19 protein-coding genes are annotated in these 19,875 nt (G+C 35.5%); 8 read left to right on the top strand and 11 right to left on the bottom strand.

Annotation, left to right across the window (positions count from 1 at the left end; genetic code table 11):
- Positions 1–20 precede the first annotated feature (20 nt).
- Together PI23P_RS06710 and PI23P_RS06715 are read right to left on the bottom strand one after the other, a co-directional pair.
- Positions 21–794 (bottom strand): zinc ribbon domain-containing protein, encoded by a 774-nt coding sequence (locus PI23P_RS06710; RefSeq protein ID WP_004570015.1) that lies wholly within the window; start codon positions 792–794, stop codon positions 21–23.
- A 2-nt stretch (positions 795–796) separates the two neighbouring features.
- Positions 797–1,891, bottom strand: a complete 1,095-nt coding sequence (locus PI23P_RS06715) for a Nif3-like dinuclear metal center hexameric protein (RefSeq protein WP_004570016.1) — start codon at positions 1,889–1,891, stop codon at positions 797–799.
- Between the two features lie 50 nt (positions 1,892–1,941).
- On the opposite strand from PI23P_RS06715, the gene lpxK reads away from it, so the two are divergent.
- The gene (gene lpxK / locus PI23P_RS06720) at positions 1,942–2,955 is read left to right on the top strand and encodes a tetraacyldisaccharide 4'-kinase (RefSeq protein WP_004570017.1); all 1,014 of its coding nucleotides are present in this window, start codon (positions 1,942–1,944) and stop codon (positions 2,953–2,955) included.
- 112 nt (positions 2,956–3,067) lie between these two features.
- Here the strand turns inward: lpxK and PI23P_RS06725 are convergent, their stop codons facing one another.
- From PI23P_RS06725 to PI23P_RS06740, 4 genes are all read right to left on the bottom strand, one after another.
- On the bottom strand, positions 3,068–3,964 hold the full coding sequence (locus PI23P_RS06725; RefSeq protein WP_004570018.1) for a Ppx/GppA phosphatase family protein: 897 nt from the start codon (positions 3,962–3,964) through the stop codon (positions 3,068–3,070).
- Between the two features lie 6 nt (positions 3,965–3,970).
- Positions 3,971–4,459, bottom strand: coding sequence for a SixA phosphatase family protein (locus PI23P_RS06730; RefSeq protein ID WP_004570019.1), 489 nt, complete (start codon positions 4,457–4,459; stop codon positions 3,971–3,973).
- A 34-nt stretch (positions 4,460–4,493) separates the two neighbouring features.
- The gene (pdxH, locus tag PI23P_RS06735) at positions 4,494–5,141 is read right to left on the bottom strand and encodes a pyridoxamine 5'-phosphate oxidase (RefSeq protein WP_004570020.1); all 648 of its coding nucleotides are present in this window, start codon (positions 5,139–5,141) and stop codon (positions 4,494–4,496) included.
- A gap of 67 nt (positions 5,142–5,208) precedes the next feature.
- The gene (locus PI23P_RS06740) at positions 5,209–6,396 is read right to left on the bottom strand and encodes a BaiN/RdsA family NAD(P)/FAD-dependent oxidoreductase (protein WP_004570021.1); all 1,188 of its coding nucleotides are present in this window, start codon (positions 6,394–6,396) and stop codon (positions 5,209–5,211) included.
- 253 nt (positions 6,397–6,649) lie between these two features.
- Between PI23P_RS06740 and PI23P_RS06745 the strand changes: the two genes are divergently transcribed.
- Positions 6,650–7,456: a DUF1338 domain-containing protein gene (locus PI23P_RS06745; RefSeq protein WP_004570023.1), complete on the top strand. Its 807-nt coding sequence runs from the start codon at positions 6,650–6,652 to the stop codon at positions 7,454–7,456.
- A gap of 90 nt (positions 7,457–7,546) precedes the next feature.
- Here the strand turns inward: PI23P_RS06745 and PI23P_RS06750 are convergent, their stop codons facing one another.
- Positions 7,547–8,998, bottom strand: a complete 1,452-nt coding sequence (locus tag PI23P_RS06750; protein WP_004570024.1) for a sodium:solute symporter — start codon at positions 8,996–8,998, stop codon at positions 7,547–7,549.
- A gap of 214 nt (positions 8,999–9,212) precedes the next feature.
- On the opposite strand from PI23P_RS06750, the gene recR reads away from it, so the two are divergent.
- Entirely contained in the window at positions 9,213–9,830 is a 618-nt protein-coding gene (gene recR, locus PI23P_RS06755) for a recombination mediator RecR (RefSeq protein WP_004570025.1), read from the top strand.
- A gap of 103 nt (positions 9,831–9,933) precedes the next feature.
- On the opposite strand, the gene PI23P_RS06760 is transcribed toward recR, so the two are convergent.
- The 4 genes from PI23P_RS06760 to PI23P_RS06775 form a co-directional block, all read right to left on the bottom strand.
- Positions 9,934–10,509 (bottom strand): CopD family protein, encoded by a 576-nt coding sequence (locus PI23P_RS06760; protein WP_004570026.1) that lies wholly within the window; start codon positions 10,507–10,509, stop codon positions 9,934–9,936.
- A gap of 106 nt (positions 10,510–10,615) precedes the next feature.
- Entirely contained in the window at positions 10,616–11,632 is a 1,017-nt protein-coding gene (gene hemH / locus PI23P_RS06765) for a ferrochelatase (protein ID WP_004570027.1), read from the bottom strand.
- Between the two features lie 67 nt (positions 11,633–11,699).
- A complete protein-coding gene (locus PI23P_RS06770) occupies positions 11,700–12,206 on the bottom strand; it encodes a TrmH family RNA methyltransferase (RefSeq protein ID WP_004570028.1) in 507 nt (168 codons plus the stop codon).
- A gap of 25 nt (positions 12,207–12,231) precedes the next feature.
- Positions 12,232–13,116, bottom strand: a complete 885-nt coding sequence (locus tag PI23P_RS06775) for an AraC family transcriptional regulator (RefSeq protein WP_004570029.1) — start codon at positions 13,114–13,116, stop codon at positions 12,232–12,234.
- 206 nt (positions 13,117–13,322) lie between these two features.
- Between PI23P_RS06775 and hemA the strand changes: the two genes are divergently transcribed.
- From hemA to hemE, 5 genes are all read left to right on the top strand, one after another.
- Entirely contained in the window at positions 13,323–14,558 is a 1,236-nt protein-coding gene (gene hemA / locus PI23P_RS06780; protein WP_004570030.1) for a glutamyl-tRNA reductase, read from the top strand.
- 10 nt (positions 14,559–14,568) lie between these two features.
- Positions 14,569–16,164 carry a hydroxymethylbilane synthase gene (gene hemC, locus PI23P_RS06785; protein ID WP_004570031.1) on the top strand — a complete coding sequence of 532 codons (1,596 nt, stop codon included), beginning with the start codon at positions 14,569–14,571 and terminating at the stop codon, positions 16,162–16,164.
- A 151-nt stretch (positions 16,165–16,315) separates the two neighbouring features.
- Complete coding sequence (gene hemB, locus PI23P_RS06790; RefSeq protein WP_004570032.1) at positions 16,316–17,281, top strand: porphobilinogen synthase; 966 nt, start codon at positions 16,316–16,318, stop codon at positions 17,279–17,281.
- A gap of 139 nt (positions 17,282–17,420) precedes the next feature.
- Complete coding sequence (hemL, locus tag PI23P_RS06795; RefSeq protein ID WP_004570033.1) at positions 17,421–18,710, top strand: glutamate-1-semialdehyde 2,1-aminomutase; 1,290 nt, start codon at positions 17,421–17,423, stop codon at positions 18,708–18,710.
- A 106-nt stretch (positions 18,711–18,816) separates the two neighbouring features.
- Positions 18,817–19,842 (top strand): uroporphyrinogen decarboxylase, encoded by a 1,026-nt coding sequence (gene hemE / locus PI23P_RS06800; protein ID WP_004570034.1) that lies wholly within the window; start codon positions 18,817–18,819, stop codon positions 19,840–19,842.
- Positions 19,843–19,875 lie beyond the last annotated feature (33 nt).

The following is a 19,875-nucleotide window of genomic DNA, read 5'->3' on the forward strand; positions in this document are numbered from 1 at the left end:
TTTTGATATTTAAAAGGAGTTTAAGAAAATAATTTATCCATTTTTAATTTCTCTTCTTCGGCTAGTGTTGCATCTACTAAAATACGGCCACTGTGCTCATCGATAATTATTTTTTTTCTGTTGGCTATTTCTAACTGCACCTGCGGTGGAATTGTAAAATAAGACCCTCCAGAAGCACCTCTCTCGATAGCAACCACAGCCAAACCATTTTTGACTTTGGTTCTAATTCTTGTATAAGCAGCGTATAAATGATCGTCTAGAGATTTTGCAAATTCTTCAGACTTTTCTCCTAGAAGTTTCTCCTCTTTTTCAGTTTCTTTTAAGATCGCGTCCAATTCAGCTTTTTTGTGACTTAAATGCAGATCTTGTTTTGCTAGCTTTTCCTTGGTGTTTTCAATTACCTCGTTTTTTTGAGCAATTTTAGCTTTGTATTCATTAATTCTTTTCTCTGCTAATTGAATTTCTAAATCTTGGAATTCAACTTCTTTTGATAACGAATCAAATTCTCTGTTATTTCTAACATTCTTTTGCTGTTCGTCGTATTTTTTCATCAAAACATTTGAATCTTCTATCGCTTGTTTTTTATTGTTGATTTCTGTCTCTAAGTTTGAGGCATCTTCTACTAAATTAGAAATACGGGTATTTAATCCGGCAACTTCATCTTCTAAATCTTCAACTTCTAAAGGCAATTCACCCCTAACGTTTCTAATTTCATCAATTCTAGAGTCTATTAATTGTAGGTCATACAACGCTCTTAATTTTTGCTCTACTGAAATTTCTTTCTTCTTTGCCATGTTTATATGTAATAAATTGGATTCGTACTTTTTTCTGATAAAACGACTGCGAAATTACTGATTTTTTTCTTAAGATACTCAACCAAAAGAGTTTTTGTAAACTGTTCGCTCTCATAATGACCGATATCTGCTAATAAAATGTTTTTTTCAGCTTTAAAAAACTCATGATACTTAAAATCAGCACTTACATAGGCATCTGCTCCAGCTCTTTTTGCGTTCTCAATCGCGTAGCTTCCTGAACCACCTAGAACTGCTACTTTTTTTATTTCTTTGTGGAGAAGCTCAGAATGGCGAATGCATTCTGTTTGCATGGTGTCTTTTAAGAACAGTAAGAATTCTTTTTCATTCATTGCTTTGGGAAGTTCTCCAATCATGCCCATTCCAATATTTTGATGAATGTTTTCTGTAGCGATGATGTCATATGCCACCTCTTCGTAAGGGTGGTGCTTTTGCAACGCTTTTATAACGGCCTTTTCATTTTTACTTTCTAAAATCACACTGATCTGTGTTTCTTTTTCCGTATGAATTTTACCTTTTTCACCAATTACTGGCTGTGAATTTTCATTTCCTCGAAAGGTGCCTTGGCCATCTACATTGAAGGAACATTGGTCATAATTACCAATGCTTCCTGCACCAGAACGAAACAAGGCAGTTCTGAGTGCTGCTGCATTTTGAATCGGAACAAACGTAGTGAGTTTTCTTATAATCCCTTTTTTGGGGATTAGAATTTGTGTATTACCCAACCCTAAGACTTCACATATTTTTGCAGATACTCCATTTTTTGAATTGTCTAAAGCGGTATGCGTCGCATAAATTGCGATGTCATTTTGAATTGCTTTTAAAACAACTCTCTCGACATAAGAAGTTCCATTGATTTTCTTCAATCCAGCGAAAATAATAGGGTGGAAGCTGATGATTAAATTGCATTTTTTTGCAATCGCTTCCTCCACTGTTTGCTCTAAAGTATCCAGGGTCACTAAAATACCGGTAACCAGCGTGTCGGGATTTCCTACCAACAAACCAACATTGTCAAAATCTTCCGCATAGTGCAAAGGAGCTAATTCTTCTAGGTAGTTGGCAACCGCTCTTATATTCATTTGGTTATTTTTGAATTCAAAGTTAACAATTTTAATGTATTTTTACCGCAATGAAAGTATTTAGATTTTTACTCTTTCCACTTGCAATTTTGTATGACTTTGTAACGAGAGTCAGGAATCTTTTTTTTGACACCGGGGTTTTTAAAAGAACGGCATTTGATATTCCAATATTGATTGTTGGAAATTTGAGTTTAGGTGGTACGGGAAAAACACCACAGATAGAGTATTTAGTGCGAATGTTGCAAGAAAAATATGCAGTCTCTATTCTTAGTAGAGGTTATAAAAGAAATACCAAGGGCTTTATCTTAGTAAACGAAGGACATTCTGCTCAAGACGTTGGGGACGAACCTTTACAGTATTACAAGAAATTTAAAAAGATTCACGTTGCCGTTGATGCAAACCGGGTAGCGGGCATTACAAAATTGATGCATTCTGTAAAGCCAGAAGTGCTGCTCTTAGATGACGCATTTCAGCACCGAAAAGTACAGGGGAGTTGTGTCATTTTATTGACCAAATGGGATGCTTTATTTGTTGATGATTACTTGGTGCCTTCCGGGAACTTAAGAGAAAGTCAATATGGCGCCAACAGAGCAGATATCATCGTAGTCACTAAATGTCCAAAAGACTTGTCTCTCCGCCAGCAAGAGGTGATTCGTCTCAAATTAAGTAGTTTTCAAAAGAGGATATTTTTCACTAGTATTTCGTATGCGAGTGCAATTTTAGGCTCAAAAGCAATGTCAACATCAGCACTAAAAGATTTTAACGTGCTACTCATTACCGGAATTGCAAATCCCATACCCTTATCTGCGTACTTGGAGAGTTTAGCAGTGAAATTCGATCATTTGAAATACGGGGATCATCATCATTTTTCCGAAAAAGACATCCGGTCTATTCAAACAAAATTTAATGCAATGGAGGCACCGAAAATGATTTTAACTACGGAAAAAGATTATGTACGACTTGTGGATGTTTTAGCGGAAATTTCCTATTTGCCAATTGAAACTTCTTTTTTAAATAAGGAGGGGCAAGCGTTTGAGGAATACATAACACCTTATTTAAAATAATGGCATTCCTTTTAGAATAAATTATTTTCCAAAATTCTAAAGAATTGCTTTCAATCCCATTTTGAGTAAAGATTTGATTGTTTATTCTGTTACTTTTTTGTTTGTGAATGTATTATTTGTTGTAGAATAGTGTTTTTATAATTCCGTCTGAAAGTCCAATTTTAGGAACATATATTTTTCTTGCGCCACTCCATTTCATCGCAGAAAGGTAAATTTTTGTCGCTGGGATAATAACATCTGCTCTGTCGGGATTTAAACTTAATTCAGAAATTCGGTCCTCATAGCTCATGTTCTTTAAAAACTGATATTGCGCATTTAAATAAATAAATGAGATCGGTTTTCCTTCTGTTCTTCCCGACATCTTAAAAAGCTTGTTGATATTTCCACCAGAACCGATGAGAGAAATATTTTTCAAGTCTTTGGTATGTTTTTTAACCCATTTTTCTACATTGTAAAAGATTTCTTTATTTACAGATTTTTTATTGTTTAAAAGGCGCACTGTACCCATTTCAAATGATTTAGAACTGATTGTTTTTCCTTTAGAAAAAAGCGTAAATTCAGTACTACCACCTCCTACATCTACATATAGATACGTGTTGTCTCCTTCAATTAACTCGTTTAAATTTGTAGAGGAGATAATTTGAGCTTCTTCTTTACCGCCGATAATATCGATTTTTATACCTGTTTTAGATAATATTTTTTCAGTAACTTCAATTCCGTTAGAGGCTTCTCGCATTGCAGAGGTAGCACATGCTTTGTATTTTTCAATATTATGGACGTTCATTAACAGCTTAAATGCCTCCATTGCATGAATCATTCGTTCAATGTTTGCCTCACTAATCATACCGTCATTTACAAAGACGTCAGCACCCAGCCTTATGGGAACGCGCACAAGTGAAGATTTCTTAAACTGTGGATCTCTGTCTTGTGAAATAATAACGTTCGAAATTAGTAATCTAATGGCGTTAGATCCGATATCAATTGCTGCAAATTTTTTTATTTCTAACAAAATCTTTTAGGTATGATTTTTAGGAAATTCTACTAAAATAGTTTTCCCTTTTTTTATATTTTTCCAGTGTTTTTCTTCAAATTCTATGGCAACGATGCCACAAGTAGGCACGTGTGCCAGTGGTTTGTTTCCAAATTGATTTACAAACGAATTAATACCATGATCGTGACTAAAAATAATGGCAGAATTAAAGCCGTCATCTAAGGCATGTACCGTTTTTACAAGGTATCCATCGCTAAAACTGTACAGCTGTCTCTTTATTTGCAAGTTTGCATGTGGGGCGTTAAAGTTGCCACAAAAAATAACGGCAGTGTGTAAAGCTCTGTTTGCACTGCTGGTGACAAATACGTCTGGTTTGCCGATCTTTTTAGATAGAAATTTAGACATTAAATGGGCATCTTTAATTCCACGCTTTTTTAAAGGTCTGTCAATATCTTCAACACCACTGTATTCCCATGAGGATTTTGCGTGTCTAACAATATAAAGTGTTTTCATTTAATCTTTCGTTCTGAGAGGTAAATATAAAAATTTAAGGTGCTAATCTTTCAATTTTCCAAGAAAAATCTTCTTGTAGAGAATATCGAATTCTGTCATGCAGTCTGTTTGGTCTCCCTTGCCAAAATTCAATGGAAACAGGATGTACTAAATACCCTCCCCAATGCTGTGGTCGCTGTATTTTTTTCTCTTTGAATTTTGTCTCAAAAGAGGCCAAGCTTTCTTCTAATTCTTCTCTAGAACTGACTACAGTGCTCTGGTTTGAAGCCCAAGCCCCTAGCTTACTTCCGTCGGGTCTGGATTCAAAATAAGCATCTGACGCTGCTGTTGCTTCTTTTATGGCTTTTCCTTTGATAATGATTTGCTGTTCTAAAGCGGGCCAAAAGAAAGACAGACAAATATGATTATTTTCTTCGAGTGCTTTTCCTTTTTCTGAGTCGTAGTTGCTGTAGAAGATAAATCCTTCTGAGGTAAACTTCTTCAATAAAACGATTCTATTTTTCGGAAAGCCATCTGCACCGATTGTAGAAATATTCATGGCATTTGTTTCTTCTATAGTGCCGGATTCATCTGCGCTAGTAAACCATGTTTGAAATAGTTCCATTGGGTTTTTTGGACAGTGCTGCTCTAAGAGTTCTTGCTTTTCGTAAGATTTGCGATAATTGGATAAGTCTTTTGACATTTTAGTGATTTTATAACAGTAAAAATACAGAATATTTTAGGAGTACATACACAGATAAACCGAGTATTTAGTGAATTTCATTCAGATACTTTGAAAGATAAACACCAGTACTTGCACAGGCCTGTATTAAGTAACCGCCCGTGGGTGCATCCCAATTTAACATCTCTCCAATGCAAAACTGATTTGGTATTTTATGTAGTTGAAAGTTGCGATCTATCGCTTTCAAAGAGACGCCTCCCGCAGTGGAAATCGCTGCATCCAAGAGGCCCAATCCAGCAATTTCTAATGGAAATTTTTTAATATTTTCTGATAATATTTCCGCATTTAAATAACTTTCTTTGGAAAGCTTTTCTTTTAGCAGGTCGATTTGAGCACTTGTTAATTTGAGTTCTTTTTTTAAGATCTGTGTTGTGTTTTTAAAGTTTGATTCCCTTATTTTAGAGGTAATATTTTTTAAAGTTAAAGTGGGTTTAAAGTCGATAAAAATAGCCGCTTTTTTGTGGCTTTTTAGCTGCTTTCTAATTTGTGGGCTCAACCCGTAAATTGCATTGCCCTCTAATCCCGTATTGGTGATTACTGCTTCTCCTTTTTGACTTTTGTCCAAACACGAAATGCGAATGTTTTTTAAAGGACTTCCTCCGTGCTTTGCAAGAAAAGTACTTCCCCAGCTAATTTTAAAGGCACAGTTGGAGGCTTCGAAAGGAAGTGTTGCGATTCCTTTTTCTTGAAATCTTTCTATCCAAGAACCATCAGAACCTGTGATTTTCCAACTGGCACCTCCTAAAGCGAATATGGTATAATCTGAGTGCGTGCTTTTTGAATTAATAATTAGACCATTTTGATCATCCCAACCTGAAAAGCTGTGCTCGTATTTGAAATGGACTCCTTTTTCTTTTAAATGACTTAAAATTGTTTTTAAAACACTGATGGGTTTGATGCCTTCTTTTGGATATACTCTCTTACTAGTTCCGATATATGTTGGGATTTGCAGTGTGTGAAGCCAATTTCTAAAAGCATCATTTGTAAAATGTAACAAGGCCTCTTTTAAAAAGTCGTTTGGCGTATACCGCGCGGTTAATTCAGAAATAACTTCTGAATGTGTAAGGTTAAAACCACCCTTTCCAGCAACTAAAAACTTTCTACCGCATGTTTTATTTTTTTCATAAATAGTAACTTCATATTTTTCAGTATTTAAAAATGCAGCCAATAACAAAGAGGACGTTCCACCTCCAACAATAGAAACTATTTTTTTCATTTTATTGCACGCTAATTTTTAAGGTTTTAAAAAAAGAATTTTTTTAGTTTTATTATGAATTTAATTTTGTCTGCCACAGGTTTTGCTATCTGTGTTTTGCCAAATAAAAGGAGCCTTGTTTTTTTTAAATATCATAAAAATAAAAGCATTTCTTTGGCGTTTTCGAAAACAGTAGCAAGATCGTAAATTTACTCAGTTATTGGCTGCTTATGAATTAAATTAATTAGCTTTACCAGACTAATAAAATATAAAAATGACGACAACTAAAATTTTTGACACATTATGGGCTGAATATTCGGAGAGAACGCCGTCAGCTCAGAAAATAAACGAATTGTTCATAGGGAAAGGAAATCAGATATTTAACGATCATGTAGCTTTTAGGACTTTCGACGATCCTCGAGTAGACATTGAGGTGTTGGCAAAACCTTTTCTTGCAGCCGGGTATGTAGAAAACGGAGATTATACTTTTGAAGCAAAAAAATTATATGCAAAACACTACGAGCATGCCACTGATAAAAACTTGCCAAGGGTATTCATCAGTCAGTTAAAAATAGCTGAGTTTTCTGTGGAATTGCAAGAGGAAGTAGAAAAGATGATTTCAGGAATACCACTAGAGGCATTGACTTCTGATGATTTAGTGTTTAAAGGAAGACTCTGGGAGCAGCCAAGTTTTGAGGTGTATGAAAAACTACAAGCGGAGACAGAATATGCTGCTTGGCTATATGTCAACGGTTTTTGCTCAAACCACTTTACGGTAGATATAAACAAATTAGAGACCTTTAAATCTCTGCAAGAAGTAAACCATTTTTTGAAAGACAACGGTTTCAAAATGAATACTTCTGGAGGAGAAATTAAAGGTTCTCCTGAAGAGTTTTTAGAGCAATCTAGTGTTTTAGCAGACAGAATTCCAGTAGATTTTAAAGAGCTTACAAAAGAAATAACTTCTTGTTATTACGAGTTTGCTTTTCGTCACCCAATGCCGAATGGAGCACTCTTTTCTGGTTTTGTAACGGGTTCTGCGGATAAGATTTTCGAAAGTACAGACATGAAACCAAAATAAGCGGTAGCATACTAGCTTTATTTTTAATGGTTTATAGCTTAAAAGGATATACTGCACTACCTGTAGTATATCCTTTTTTTATGTGTGCGCTTATTTGATTTTAGAACAGTCTTGTTTTTTAATCAGGTACAAGCCCAAAAATGTAATGACTCCGTTTAAGATTAAGAGCGAAAATCCAAAATCAAAACCAAAGGCTGCTAAAGCGAATAGATTTGTACCATAACTTAAGATTGGAGAAGCCAAACAAATAAAAGGAACCAATGGGTCTTTTACTTTTAGCTTGGTAAACAAGCCAAAAGCATAGAGGCCTAATAAGGGCCCATACGTATAATTGGCAAAGGTAAATATTTTGGCAATGACACTTTCGTCGCTAATAAAGTATTTAAAAATAAGAATAGTTGCTATTAAGATGCAAGAGAATAAAATGTGTACTCTCTTTCGAATATTTTCTTGAGTTTTTAAATCTTTCTTTTTATCAATTTCTAAAATATCGATACTAAAACTTGTTGTTAAGGAGGTCAATGCTGAGTCTGCACTCGAATAGGCAGCAGCAATCAAGCCCAATAGGAAGAAGATGGCGGTTGCTAAGCCCAGATTTCCTTTTGTCGCTATTATTGGGAACAATTGATCTTTGTGTGCGTCAATCCCATTTTTTTGAGCATAATCTGTAAGCAATACTCCTAAGGCAAGAAAGAAAAAATTAACGATCACTAAGACGATCGTAAACCAAAACATATTTTTTTGGGCATCTTTTAGATTTCTACAGGTAAGATTTTTCTGCATCATATCTTGATCTAAACCCGTCATTACAATCGCAACAAAAGCACCTGCAAGAAAGCGTTTCCAAAAATAATTTCCAGCATTTGCGTCTTCAAAAAAGAAAGTTTTAGAAAGTTCATTCTCGGCAACATAGGTAAAAATATTAGAGATTTCCATTTCATCAGAAATGGCGTATATGCAAACACCAACGGCCACTAGCATAAACAAGGTTTGCAACGTATCTGTCCACACGATTGTTTTGATACCTCCTTTAAATGTGTACAGCCATATCAATAAAATGGTGATGGTTACGGTTACCCAAAAAGGGATTCCATAGCTATTAAACACTATAATTTGTAACACATTAGCCACCAAAAATAACCGGAAGGCAGCACCAATTGTGCGAGATAATAAAAAGAAGCTGGCACCTGTCTTGTAGGCTTTGGTTCCAAATCGATCTTCTAAGTAGGTATAAATTGAAGTTAAATTTAATTTGTAATACAGCGGGAGCAGCACAAGACCAATTACTGCGTACCCAACAACATAGCCTAAGACCATTTGAAAGTAACTCATGTTTTGACCTTCTACCCAACCTGGAACGGAAATAAAGGTAACCCCAGAGAGCGAAGCACCAATCATTCCAAAAGCAACCAAATACCAGGGAGATGTATTGTTGGCTTTAAAAAATGTTTTATTATCTGCAGACTTCCCCGTAAGATAAGAGATGCCTAGTAAAACAGAAAAATAAGCAACAATTAAAAGGATGATATATTCTGGTTTCATGGGCAAGGATGCATGTTATATTACAAATACGAATATATAATTTTTTTAGAGCACAGGAAATGGGAAACATAAAAAGAAGTAATATTACAAATAGAGTCCGCAGGGAAGTGTTCAAATACCAAATGTTTAGATACTGAAATTAAGTTTCATTTTATGCCTTGTATTCTGTGTTTTTTAATCTGTAGTTGATTACAAATTTGTAAATTCGCCAACTATGGATTTTTCGTCAAAACTTTTAGAAAATGCGGTAAATGAAGTTTCTCGTTTGCCAGGAATCGGAAAACGAACAGCTTTGCGTTTGGTGTTGCACTTGTTAAAACAACCTGTAGAACATACAAAGTATTTGTCAGAAGCTTTGTTGCATTTGAGAAATGATGTGAAAACGTGTGAAAAGTGCCATAATATTTCGGATACTGTTTTGTGTGATATTTGTCAAAATCCTAGAAGAAATCCAGCGCTTGTATGCGTTGTAGAAGATATTAGAGATGTTATGGCGATAGAGAGTACTTCCCAGTTTAAAGGCTTGTATCACGTTTTGGGGGGTAAAATATCTCCTATTGAAGGCATTGGCCCTCAGAATTTAAAAATAGATTCTTTAGTGCATAAAATTGGAGAGGGAGAAATCAAAGAACTTATCTTCGCTTTAAGTTCAACAATGGAGGGGGACACCACGAACTTCTATATTTTTAAGCAAATAGAGAAATTCAATATAATTACTTCTACGATTGCACGTGGAATTTCTGTTGGAGACGAATTAGAATATGCAGATGAGGTTACCTTGGGTAGATCTATTGTAAATAGAATTCCTTTTGAGCAAAGTATAAGAAGCTAAAATTACGGCCTGTCTTTTTGTTTTGTGTTGCACTTTTTAGAAAGGCAACTGGTATTTTCGAAGATTTAGCAAGATTTTCTGTGTCCTTTCTGAAAAGCTTTTTTTAATCTTCGTTTACAATCTCTTTTTCTGCTTTATCCCAAGATTTTTTCTCTCTAATACTTTTGTAAAGTTTGACTCCTAACATGATCAATACTCCAAAAAGTAAAATACCAACAACTCCCCAAACCCAGCTAATAGCGCTCTTTACGGATACTAAAAATACAACAGCAAAGAGAATGATCGTAGATATTTCGTTAAAAATTCGAAGTTTAAAAGTGGAATATTTTATAATATCTTTCTGTAGTTTGTTGTAAATATGCTGGCAAAAGCCATGGTAAAAATACAAGGCAAAAACAAAGGCCAATTTTACCAACATCCAAGTTTGCTCTAACCAAAACGGATTCAGATAGATCAACCAAATCCCAAAAATACTGGCTAGGATGGCAGACGGCCACGTAATGATATACCACAAGCGTTTGGTCATTAATTTAAACTGTGTCTGTAAAATGGATTTTGCAGGTTCCACTTTATCTTCAGCTTCTGTTTGATAAATAAACAGCCTGGGAATATAAAACAAACCTGCAAACCAAGTAACTACAAAAATGATATGTAATGCTTTAATGTATAGGTAATCCATTTATTTATAATTTGGTTTCAAAGTAATAAATTTTAATGACTTTGGTGTTGAACTACTGAAACTGCTGTATTTTAATTAACAGCAGTTTCAGTAGTGAACAAAAAAATTAAGCTTCAATCCAATTTACTAAAACATCTACCCATTCATTATTGTCATTAATACACGGAATTGCATGAAATTCTTCACCACCAGCCTTCAAAAACTCTTCTTTACCTTCCATCGCAATTTCTTCTAAAGTCTCAAGACAATCAGACACAAATGCAGGCGTCACAACTGCTAATTTTTTCACACCTTCATTCGGGTATTTTTCGAGCATTTTGTCTGTATAAGGCTGTAACCATGGGTCACCAGCTAATCTAGATTGAAAAGAAACAAAGTGTTGATGCGGTTCTATACCTAAATACGCTACAACTTGCCTGGTCGTTTCATAACATTGATGCTTGTAACAAAATTCATGTGCAGGAGAAGCTGTTTTACAGCATTCAAAATTGACACTATCGTTCGGTTTACAATGGCTTTTTGTGATATCAGATTTTCTAACATGCCTTTCTGGTATTCCGTGATAAGAGAATAAAATTTTATCCCATTCTTTACCTTCTAAAGAAGACTTAATGCTTTCTGCTAACACTTTGATATACTCTTTTTTGTGATAAAAAGCAGGGATATCTGTGAATGTCATTTGAGGAAAAAACTCTTTTCTCAATTGTTCTGCTAACACTAAAATCGTATCGGTAGTTGCCATCGCATGTTGTGGATATAGCGGAACAATTAGCACCTCTGTAACCCCTTGGTCATGCAATTCTTGAAGACCCGTTTTCATCGATGGATCGCCATAACGCATGGACAAAGCAACCGGTATTTCTGTTTTTTCTTGCACTTTTTTATGCAATCTTTCTGACAATACAATTAACGGGGAACCTTCATCCCACCAGATTTTTTTGTACGCTTTTGCAGATTTTTTTGGTCTTGTATTTAAAATGATTCCTCGAACTAATAATGCTCGAAGCCAATATGGTGCGTCAATAACACGCTCATCCATTAAAAATTGGTCTAAGTATTTTCTAACATCCTTTGTGGATGTGCTCGCTGGTGACCCTAAATTAACTAGTAAAACTCCTTTCATTTTTTGCTGAATTATTTCAGTATTTATTTATATGCTTGTTTTTCTGAGCTCTTTTCAGAATTAATTTTTATTTTTTCAGTAGCTGGCTTGTTGCCTCGTAGAGCGTAATGGCCAAACTGTGTATTACATTCATCGATGAATTTTTCCCATACATAGGAATCGCAATGGTTTCGTCTGCGCTGTTTATGTTCTCAACTCCGTTTCTTTCACTGCCCAAAAGTAAAACGATTTTTTCATTTTTTTGAAAATCAAAATCTTGAATATTTATACTTTTATCAGTAATTTCTATACCTATTATTTTATTTCCTTGCGCTCTCAGGGTTGTTATGAGCTCTTTAAAATTTGAGTAGGTTTCATGTTCAGTCTGATGGATTGTATTTCTAGCTGTTTTTTTTACGATTTTATTTTCTGTGGAAGGGGAGGCTTCGTGAAAATATATTTTTGACACACCAAAACTTTCGGAAATCCGGAAACACATGCCAATATTTTCTGGCGTTCTAATCGCATCGCAAACAATCGTTATTGGAAATTGTGTTTGTTCGTTCTTGATATCTGAATGGGTTAGTTGTTTCAAAGTCTTATTTCTTATAATTAGAGTGCTACTGGTTTAAACTCATTACGTATTTTTTTGGAGTGGTTCCAAACCTCTTTCTAAAAGCAGCAATAAAATGGCTGGCAGTGCTATATCCAACTTGCAATCCTACTTCATTGACATTGTATTGGTTACTTTCTAAAAGTTTACGTGCCTGTTCCATCTTGTAATCGAATAGGAAGCTGTAAACGGTATCACCATATATTTGTTTAAAACCTTCTTTGAGTTTCTTTAAACTCAAACCGATCTCTGTCGCCAGTTCTTGCAGTCCTGGGGGCTCTGCCATCCTAGAGATAATAATGTCTTTGGCTTTTCTGATTTTTAAAACATTCTGCTCATCTACCAAAAAAGGACAGTATTCACTATCAGTGTTTTCTTCTTTCTGAAAGTGAAGGCTCAAAAGTTCGTATATTTTTCCTTTTACATACAATTCTCGGATAGAGCTATTGGTATTCGAGTTCATTATTTGGTGTAAAACAATGGAAACGGTCGGTTTTATTTCTGTATCGTCATAAAATTTACGATTGCTGTTTTCATTGCTTAAGAATGGGATGTAACCCGATTCTTTAGAAAATAAAGAATGAAATTTTTCAATGGAAATCAATAAAGAAACCAGCGTTGTTTTGGGTTGAATTTCTAAATTAATTGGCAAGGTTCTCTGAGGGTTGTATAATAGGATAGATCTGTTGTCTAAAACGTCGAAAGAATAATCACCCGTGTTAAACAGAAACTTAGAACTTCCACGCATACAAAAGTGCATTTGTATGAAGGTACTGTCAATGGCCCTTTCAAAACTTTGCACCTGATCGCTTTCATTCTGAAAATGAAGTACATAAAAACCTTTTTCTAAAGTGATTTCATCTAAAGAACTTCCACCGACATTTTTAAACATAACTCTCTTAATTTTCGAACTTGTTTCTATTTAGAATCATTCTACATTAAACGGAATGAAAACCTGAACTACAATACAAAAATAAGGGTTTTCAAGGCTTTTATCAAAAAAAAATAAGGAAAAAACACAGAACGTTATTAAAAGTTCTTTAAGCGACATTTTTATCTTCTTGAAGGTTTTACTTTTGTAGCTTCTTACAGAGATTTATGAAACAAATAGGACAAGAACATTTTTACAATATTGGTGTAAGTTACAAAAAAGCAGATGCAGAGATGCGTGGAAAATTTTCTGTATCCAAGAAAAACCAAACGGCGCTTCTCAATGCAGCTATAGAGAAAGGAATTACTTCTATTTTTATAATTTCGACCTGTAATCGAACTGAAATTTTTGGTTTTGCACCCAGACCTTGTTTGTTAATAGAGTTGTTGTGTGAGTTTTCTGAGGGTACTGCAAATGAATTTAATACAATTTGTAACATTCATAAAGACCACGATGCAATAAGTCACTTGTTCCGAATCGGTACAGGATTAGAGAGCCAGATTTTAGGAGACTATGAAATCGTAGGTCAGCTGAGACATTCTTTTAAATTAGCGAAAAAGCTAAAAACGACGGATGCATATATCGAGCGCTTGGTGAACAGTGTTTTACAAGCGAGTAAGCGTGTGAAAAACGACACGAAATTAAGCTCAGGAACCACTTCGGTTTCTTATGCTGCAGTTCAATATATAATTAAAAATTTACCAGATTACAATTCTAAAAATATTTTAGTTTTTGGCTTGGGTAAAATGGGAAAACATACCTGTAAGAATTTAGCTGAATACACTGGAAATAAACAAGTGTGTTTGGTTAATAGAACTGAGGAAAAAGCGATTGATTTTATTAAAGACCACGCCTCTATAAGAAAGTCTGTGATAGAAAATTTGAAGGAAGAGGTTGCAAATGCCGATGTGTTAATTGTTTCTACAGGTTCAGAAACCCCAACAATTACCAAAGAACATCTTTCAGACTCGAAAGAGATTTTAATATTAGACCTTTCGATGCCGGCAAATGTAGCAAAAGAAGTAACTGATTATCGCGGTGTTTCACTCGTGAATGTAGACGAGTTGTCTAAAATTACAGATGAAACTTTAGCGGTACGGGAACAAGAAATACCCTTTGCAGAAGCTATTATAGATATACACAGAGCAGAGTTCAACGAATGGTTAAATCATCGAAGATTTACACCAGCGATCGCTGCTTTAAAGGAGTCTTTAGAGATCATTAAAAAGGATGAAATTAATTTTCAAAAAAAGAAAATTAGAAATTTTGACGAAAGTCAGGCAGAAATACTAACCGCAAGATTCATTCAAAAAATTACCACACAATTTGTAAAACATTTAAAAAACGAACAAACCTCCGTTTCAGAAAGCATAGAAGTTATGCAGAAAGTGTTTCAATCATAATTAAAATTCCATGCAAAAAATAATAAGAATAGGTACTCGCGACAGCCAATTAGCGCTTTGGCAAGCGAACAAAGTACGCAAAGAATTAGCAGGATTAGGTTATGAATCGGTACTGGTTCCAATAAAATCTTCAGGAGATATAAATTTGGATACTCCATTGTATGAAATGGGGATTACAGGGATTTTTACGAAGAGCTTAGACATTGCATTGCTAGAAGGAAAAATTGACATTGCTGTACATTCTTTAAAAGACGTGCCAACAGCATTGCCGAAAGGAATCGTGCAGGCTGCTGTTTTAAAGCGTGGGAATTATAATGATGTTCTGGTGTTAAACGGGACCGAGGAATTTTTCGGTGAAGAGCAGGGATTGATTGCTACGGGTAGTTTGCGAAGAAAAGCGATGTGGTTGGATAGATATCCAACACACAAAGTAGCTCCATTGAGAGGGAATGTTCAAACGCGTTTAGAGAAATTAGAGACGAGTAAAACTTGGAACGGTGCCGTTTTTGCAGCAGCAGGTTTGGAAAGACTTGGAATTACTCCTGAGGATACTGTAGATCTTCCATGGATGTTGCCTGCACCAGCGCAAGGAGCAATCATGATTGCCGCTTTAGAAAAGGACGACTTTACTTTGGATGCTTGTGAACAAATAAACCACCACGAAACAAGTGTTTGTGTAGGGGTAGAGCGTGAGTTTTTACGTTTGTTAGAAGGCGGTTGTACCGCACCTATTGGAGCGTTAGCGTATGTTGATGCGAGAACAGATGAGGTGAATTTTAAAGCCGTTTTGTTAAAAAAAGACGGTTCTAAGAAAATAAGAGTTGCAAAAACTGCGAAGTTTGGAAGTCACAAGTTCTTGGCAAAAGATTGTGCAGATTATGTAATTAATAGAGGAGGAAAAGAAATGATGGCAGCGGACGAAGTTTCCGCAAAGGATCCAAGAATAGCCGCTGTGTATTCAACAAAAAAATTATCAGAGCTTCAAAAAGAAACCTTATCTTCTGCAATCGGAATTGAAGATAGTGATTTCATAAAAATGCGATTCAATAGAATTCCTGCAAAAGTAATGAAGCAGGTTCACGAAAACGTAATCATTACGAGTCAGAATGGCGTTGAAGCAATCTTAAACTCTTTTGCAAAAGAGGAAATTACGTTCAAGAATATTTTCTGTGTTGGCAGAAGAACGAAAAAATTAATTGAAAATAGAATCGGCAAGGTGACACATGCAGCAAAGAGTGCATTGGCATTGGCAGAGTACATTTCAAAACAAACAGCGATCAAACAAGTATCTTATTTTTGTAGCGATGTGAGATTGGATGTTTTACCAACTTATTTGCAAGCACACGAAGTGACAGTGCATGAAGTTGAGGCTTATAAAACAATGTTAAATCCAATTAAAATAAAAGCAGCAGTCTCTGGAGTTTTATTCTTCAGCCCCTCAGGCATCGAAAGTTACCTCGAGGAAAATGCAACAGATAAAGTTGCCTTCTGTATAGGAGAAACTACGGCTGTGGTGGCTAGAAAATATTTTGATAAAGTAGAGGTAGCAAACATGCCAGATGTGGAATGTGTCTTAGAATTGGTAAATACGTATTACTCAAAATAGGGAATGTTCTTATTTATCCTTTCTGTAGAGAACAATAGCGCAAAGAATAGCGTACTCGATATGCTATAAGAAATAGGGATTTCATTTTAAAAAGGAATATCAATTTCCTACTATTTTCACAGTACTCAACCCCGAGAAAACAAGAACGTATATGTTTAGAACAAGAAGATTAAGGAAATCAGAGGGAATTAGAAGATTAGTGAAAGAAACGAGACTTTCTGTAGACGATTTCGTGTATCCACTTTTTATTGAGGAAGGAGAAAATATAGAAACAGAAATTGTTTCGATGCCAGGAATTAAGCGTTTTTCATTAGATCGCATTTCGAAAGAATTAGACGAGGTTGTTTCTTTAAATATTCCAGCTGTTTTGTTGTTTGGAATTCCATCCAACAAAGATGACGAAGGAACAGAAACTTGGAATGAGTTTGGAATTATGCAACAAGCAATTCGTTTTATCAAGAAAAATTATCCCTCCCTGTATGTAATTACAGATGTTTGCTTTTGTGAGTATACTTCTCATGGACATTGCGGAATTATACACGATAATGATGTGGACAACGACGCCACTTTAGTAAATATAGCAAAACAAGTAATTTCACACGCGAAAGCAGGGGCAGACATGGTTGCACCTTCTGGCATGATGGATGGAACGATTGCTATGGTGAGGCAGTCTTTAGACAATACAGGATTTGCGAACTTGCCAATAATGGCGTACGCTGTAAAATATGCATCTGCTTTTTACGGTCCTTTTAGAGAAGCTGCAGGTTCGACTCCAAGTTTTGGAGATAGAAAAACCTATCAAATGGATTCTTCTAATAGAGATGAAGCATTGCGAGAAGCAACTTTTGATGACCAAGAAGGAGCTGATATTTTAATGGTAAAACCAGCATTGTCTTATTTAGACATTATTAGAGATTTGAAAAATAATTTTGACAGACCCATCGCATGTTATAATGTAAGTGGGGAATACGCAATGGTGAAAGCCGCTGCAGAGAAAGGCTGGATTAACGGTGAAAAAGTAATGATGGAAAGTTTACTGTCTATGAAAAGAGCAGGAGCAGATATTATTATAACTTATTTTGCTAAGGAAGCGGCAAAGGTATTGTTGAAGAAATAGGTGCGTTTGCTGTCATATCGACAGAATTTTTACGAACGGATCAAATGTGCTGAGAGGATATAATAAAACGTTCTAGATGCTTTTTATTTGGTGAAAGCCACACAAGCGTGTTAGAACTGAAAGGGTAAAAAATACAATTATGAAATTCAAGAGATCAGAAGAACTATATAAAGAAGGATTGGTACATCTTGTAGGAGCTGTCAATTCACCTGTACGAGCCTTTACATCTGTTGGCGGAAATCCTTTATTTATTAAAAAAGGACACGGTAGTAAAATCACGGATGTCGACGGCAATGAGTACATTGATTTAGTACTTTCTTATGGACCCATGATTCTAGGGCATCGCCATAGAAAAGTGCGGAGAGGCGTTGCAAAAGCACTCCGAAGTGGTTATTCTTTTGGGGCTTCTACAGAAAATGAAATTATACTAGCGAAAATAGTCTGCGATGCTTTTCCAGGAATGGATAAAGTTCGTTTTGTAAACTCAGGAACAGAAGCTGTTATAAGCGGAGTTCGTTTGGCCAGATCATTTACAGGAAAAGATAAAATTATAAAATTTGCAGGTTGTTACCACGGGCATCAAGACTCTTTATTAGTCGCGGCAGGTTCTGGTTTGGCAACATTAAGTTTACCAGGATCTAAAGGAGTTCCGGAAGGCGCAGTAAAAAATACGTTAATTGCTACATACAATGATTTGGAAAGTGTGAAAGTACACTTTGAAGAACACGATGATATTGCCGGTGTAATTATTGAGCCGATTTGTGGTAATATGGGTGTTGTAATTCCGCAGAACAAGTTTTTAGTAGAATTAAAAGAATATTTAAAAAGTAAAGGAGCCTTATTAATTGCCGATGAGGTAATGACAGGTTTCCGTTCTAAGTTTGGTGGAGCTCAGGAGTTATTGGGAGTGGAGGCGGATATTACCTGTTTGGGGAAAGTAATTGGAGGTGGTTTTCCTGTAGGAGCTTATGGAGCAAGAAATGAAATAATGGAAGAAGTTGCACCCTTAGGGGGCATGTACCAAGCTGGTACATTAAGTGGAAATCCAATAGCAATGGCGGGAGGAATCTCTACATTAACAGAATTAAAGAGACAGAATCCATATGATCAGTTTAATGACACTGCGGCTACCATAGAAACTATTTTATTAGAAACTGCAAAAAAATACAATGTAGATTTAGTGGTAAACCGGTTCGGTTCTATGATGAATCCTTTTTTTACAAAAGGAAAAGTTACTAATTTTGAGGAAGCCCAAACTTCAGACATAAAAAAGTTCGCAATTTTCTTTTGGGCGATGATAAAAAATGGAGTGTTTTTACCACCAAGTCAGTTTGAAGCTTGGTTTTTGTCATCGGCAATCTCAAAAAGAGATATTAAAAAAATAGCAGTAGCGGTTGACAAAGCAATGTTGGCGGTTTCAAAAATGTAAATGTAAAGTAGCAGGTTGCATAGATTTTGAACCTCTGTGGGGTCTAAAGAACCTTTGCCACTTTGCATAAAAAAATCTTTGCAAATTCAACGTTTAAACAGACAAAATGATAAAGAACGATTTATTTTTAAGAGCATTAAAAGGAGAAACTGTAGACAGACCGCCCGTTTGGATGATGCGTCAAGCAGGAAGATATTTGCCAGAGTTTCAGGTAATCAAAAAGAAATACGATTTTTTTACACGCTGTCAGACTCCAGAATTAGCCTCAGAAATTACCGTACAACCGATACGAAGATATGGAATGGATGCCGCTATCTTATTTTCAGATATTTTGGTAATTCCGCAAGCAATGAATATTGAAGTGCAAATGAAACCAGATTTTGGGCCTTATCTGCCAAATCCAATTCGCACGCAGAAAGATTTAGATCGTGTAATTGTTCCTGATGTGCACCATTCTTTAGGGTATGTAATGGAAGCGATAAAGGCAACCAAAGAGAAGCTAAATGATGATATTCCGTTAATTGGTTTTGCAGGTTCACCCTGGACTATTATGTGTTATTGTGTTCAAGGTCAAGGTTCTAAGAATTTTGATAAAGCCAAAGAGTTGTGTTTTACAAATCCTGTGATGGCACATTCTTTATTGCAAAAAATAACAGATACCACAATTGCATATTTAAAGGCAAAAGTTGCAGCGGGCGTAAATGCGGTTCAAATTTTCGATTCTTGGGGAGGCATGTTATCTCCAGTAGACTATAAAGAATTTTCTTGGCAGTATATTCAGCAAATTATTGATGCTTTAAAAGATGAAACGCAAGTGATTGCCTTTGGAAAAGGCTGTTGGTTTGCCTTAGGCGACATGTCAAAATCAGGTGCTGCTGCTTTGGGTGTAGATTGGACTTGTTCTGCTAGGAATGCACGGTATTTGTCAGGAGGTAAAATCACTTTACAAGGTAATTTTGATCCTTCTAGATTGTTATCTCCACCAGCAGAAATTAAGAAAATGGTACACCAGATGATTAATGAATTTGGGAAAGACAGGTATATTGTAAACCTTGGTCATGGAATTTTACCAAACATTCCTGTAGAAAACGCAAAAGCATTTGTAGATGCAGTAAAGGAATACAAAGTTTAAAACTTAGGCGTTATCAAAAGGTTGCGCTGCCCT

The sequence above is a fragment of the Polaribacter irgensii 23-P genome (assembly GCF_000153225.1).
Lineage (GTDB): Bacteria > Bacteroidota > Bacteroidia > Flavobacteriales > Flavobacteriaceae > Polaribacter > Polaribacter irgensii.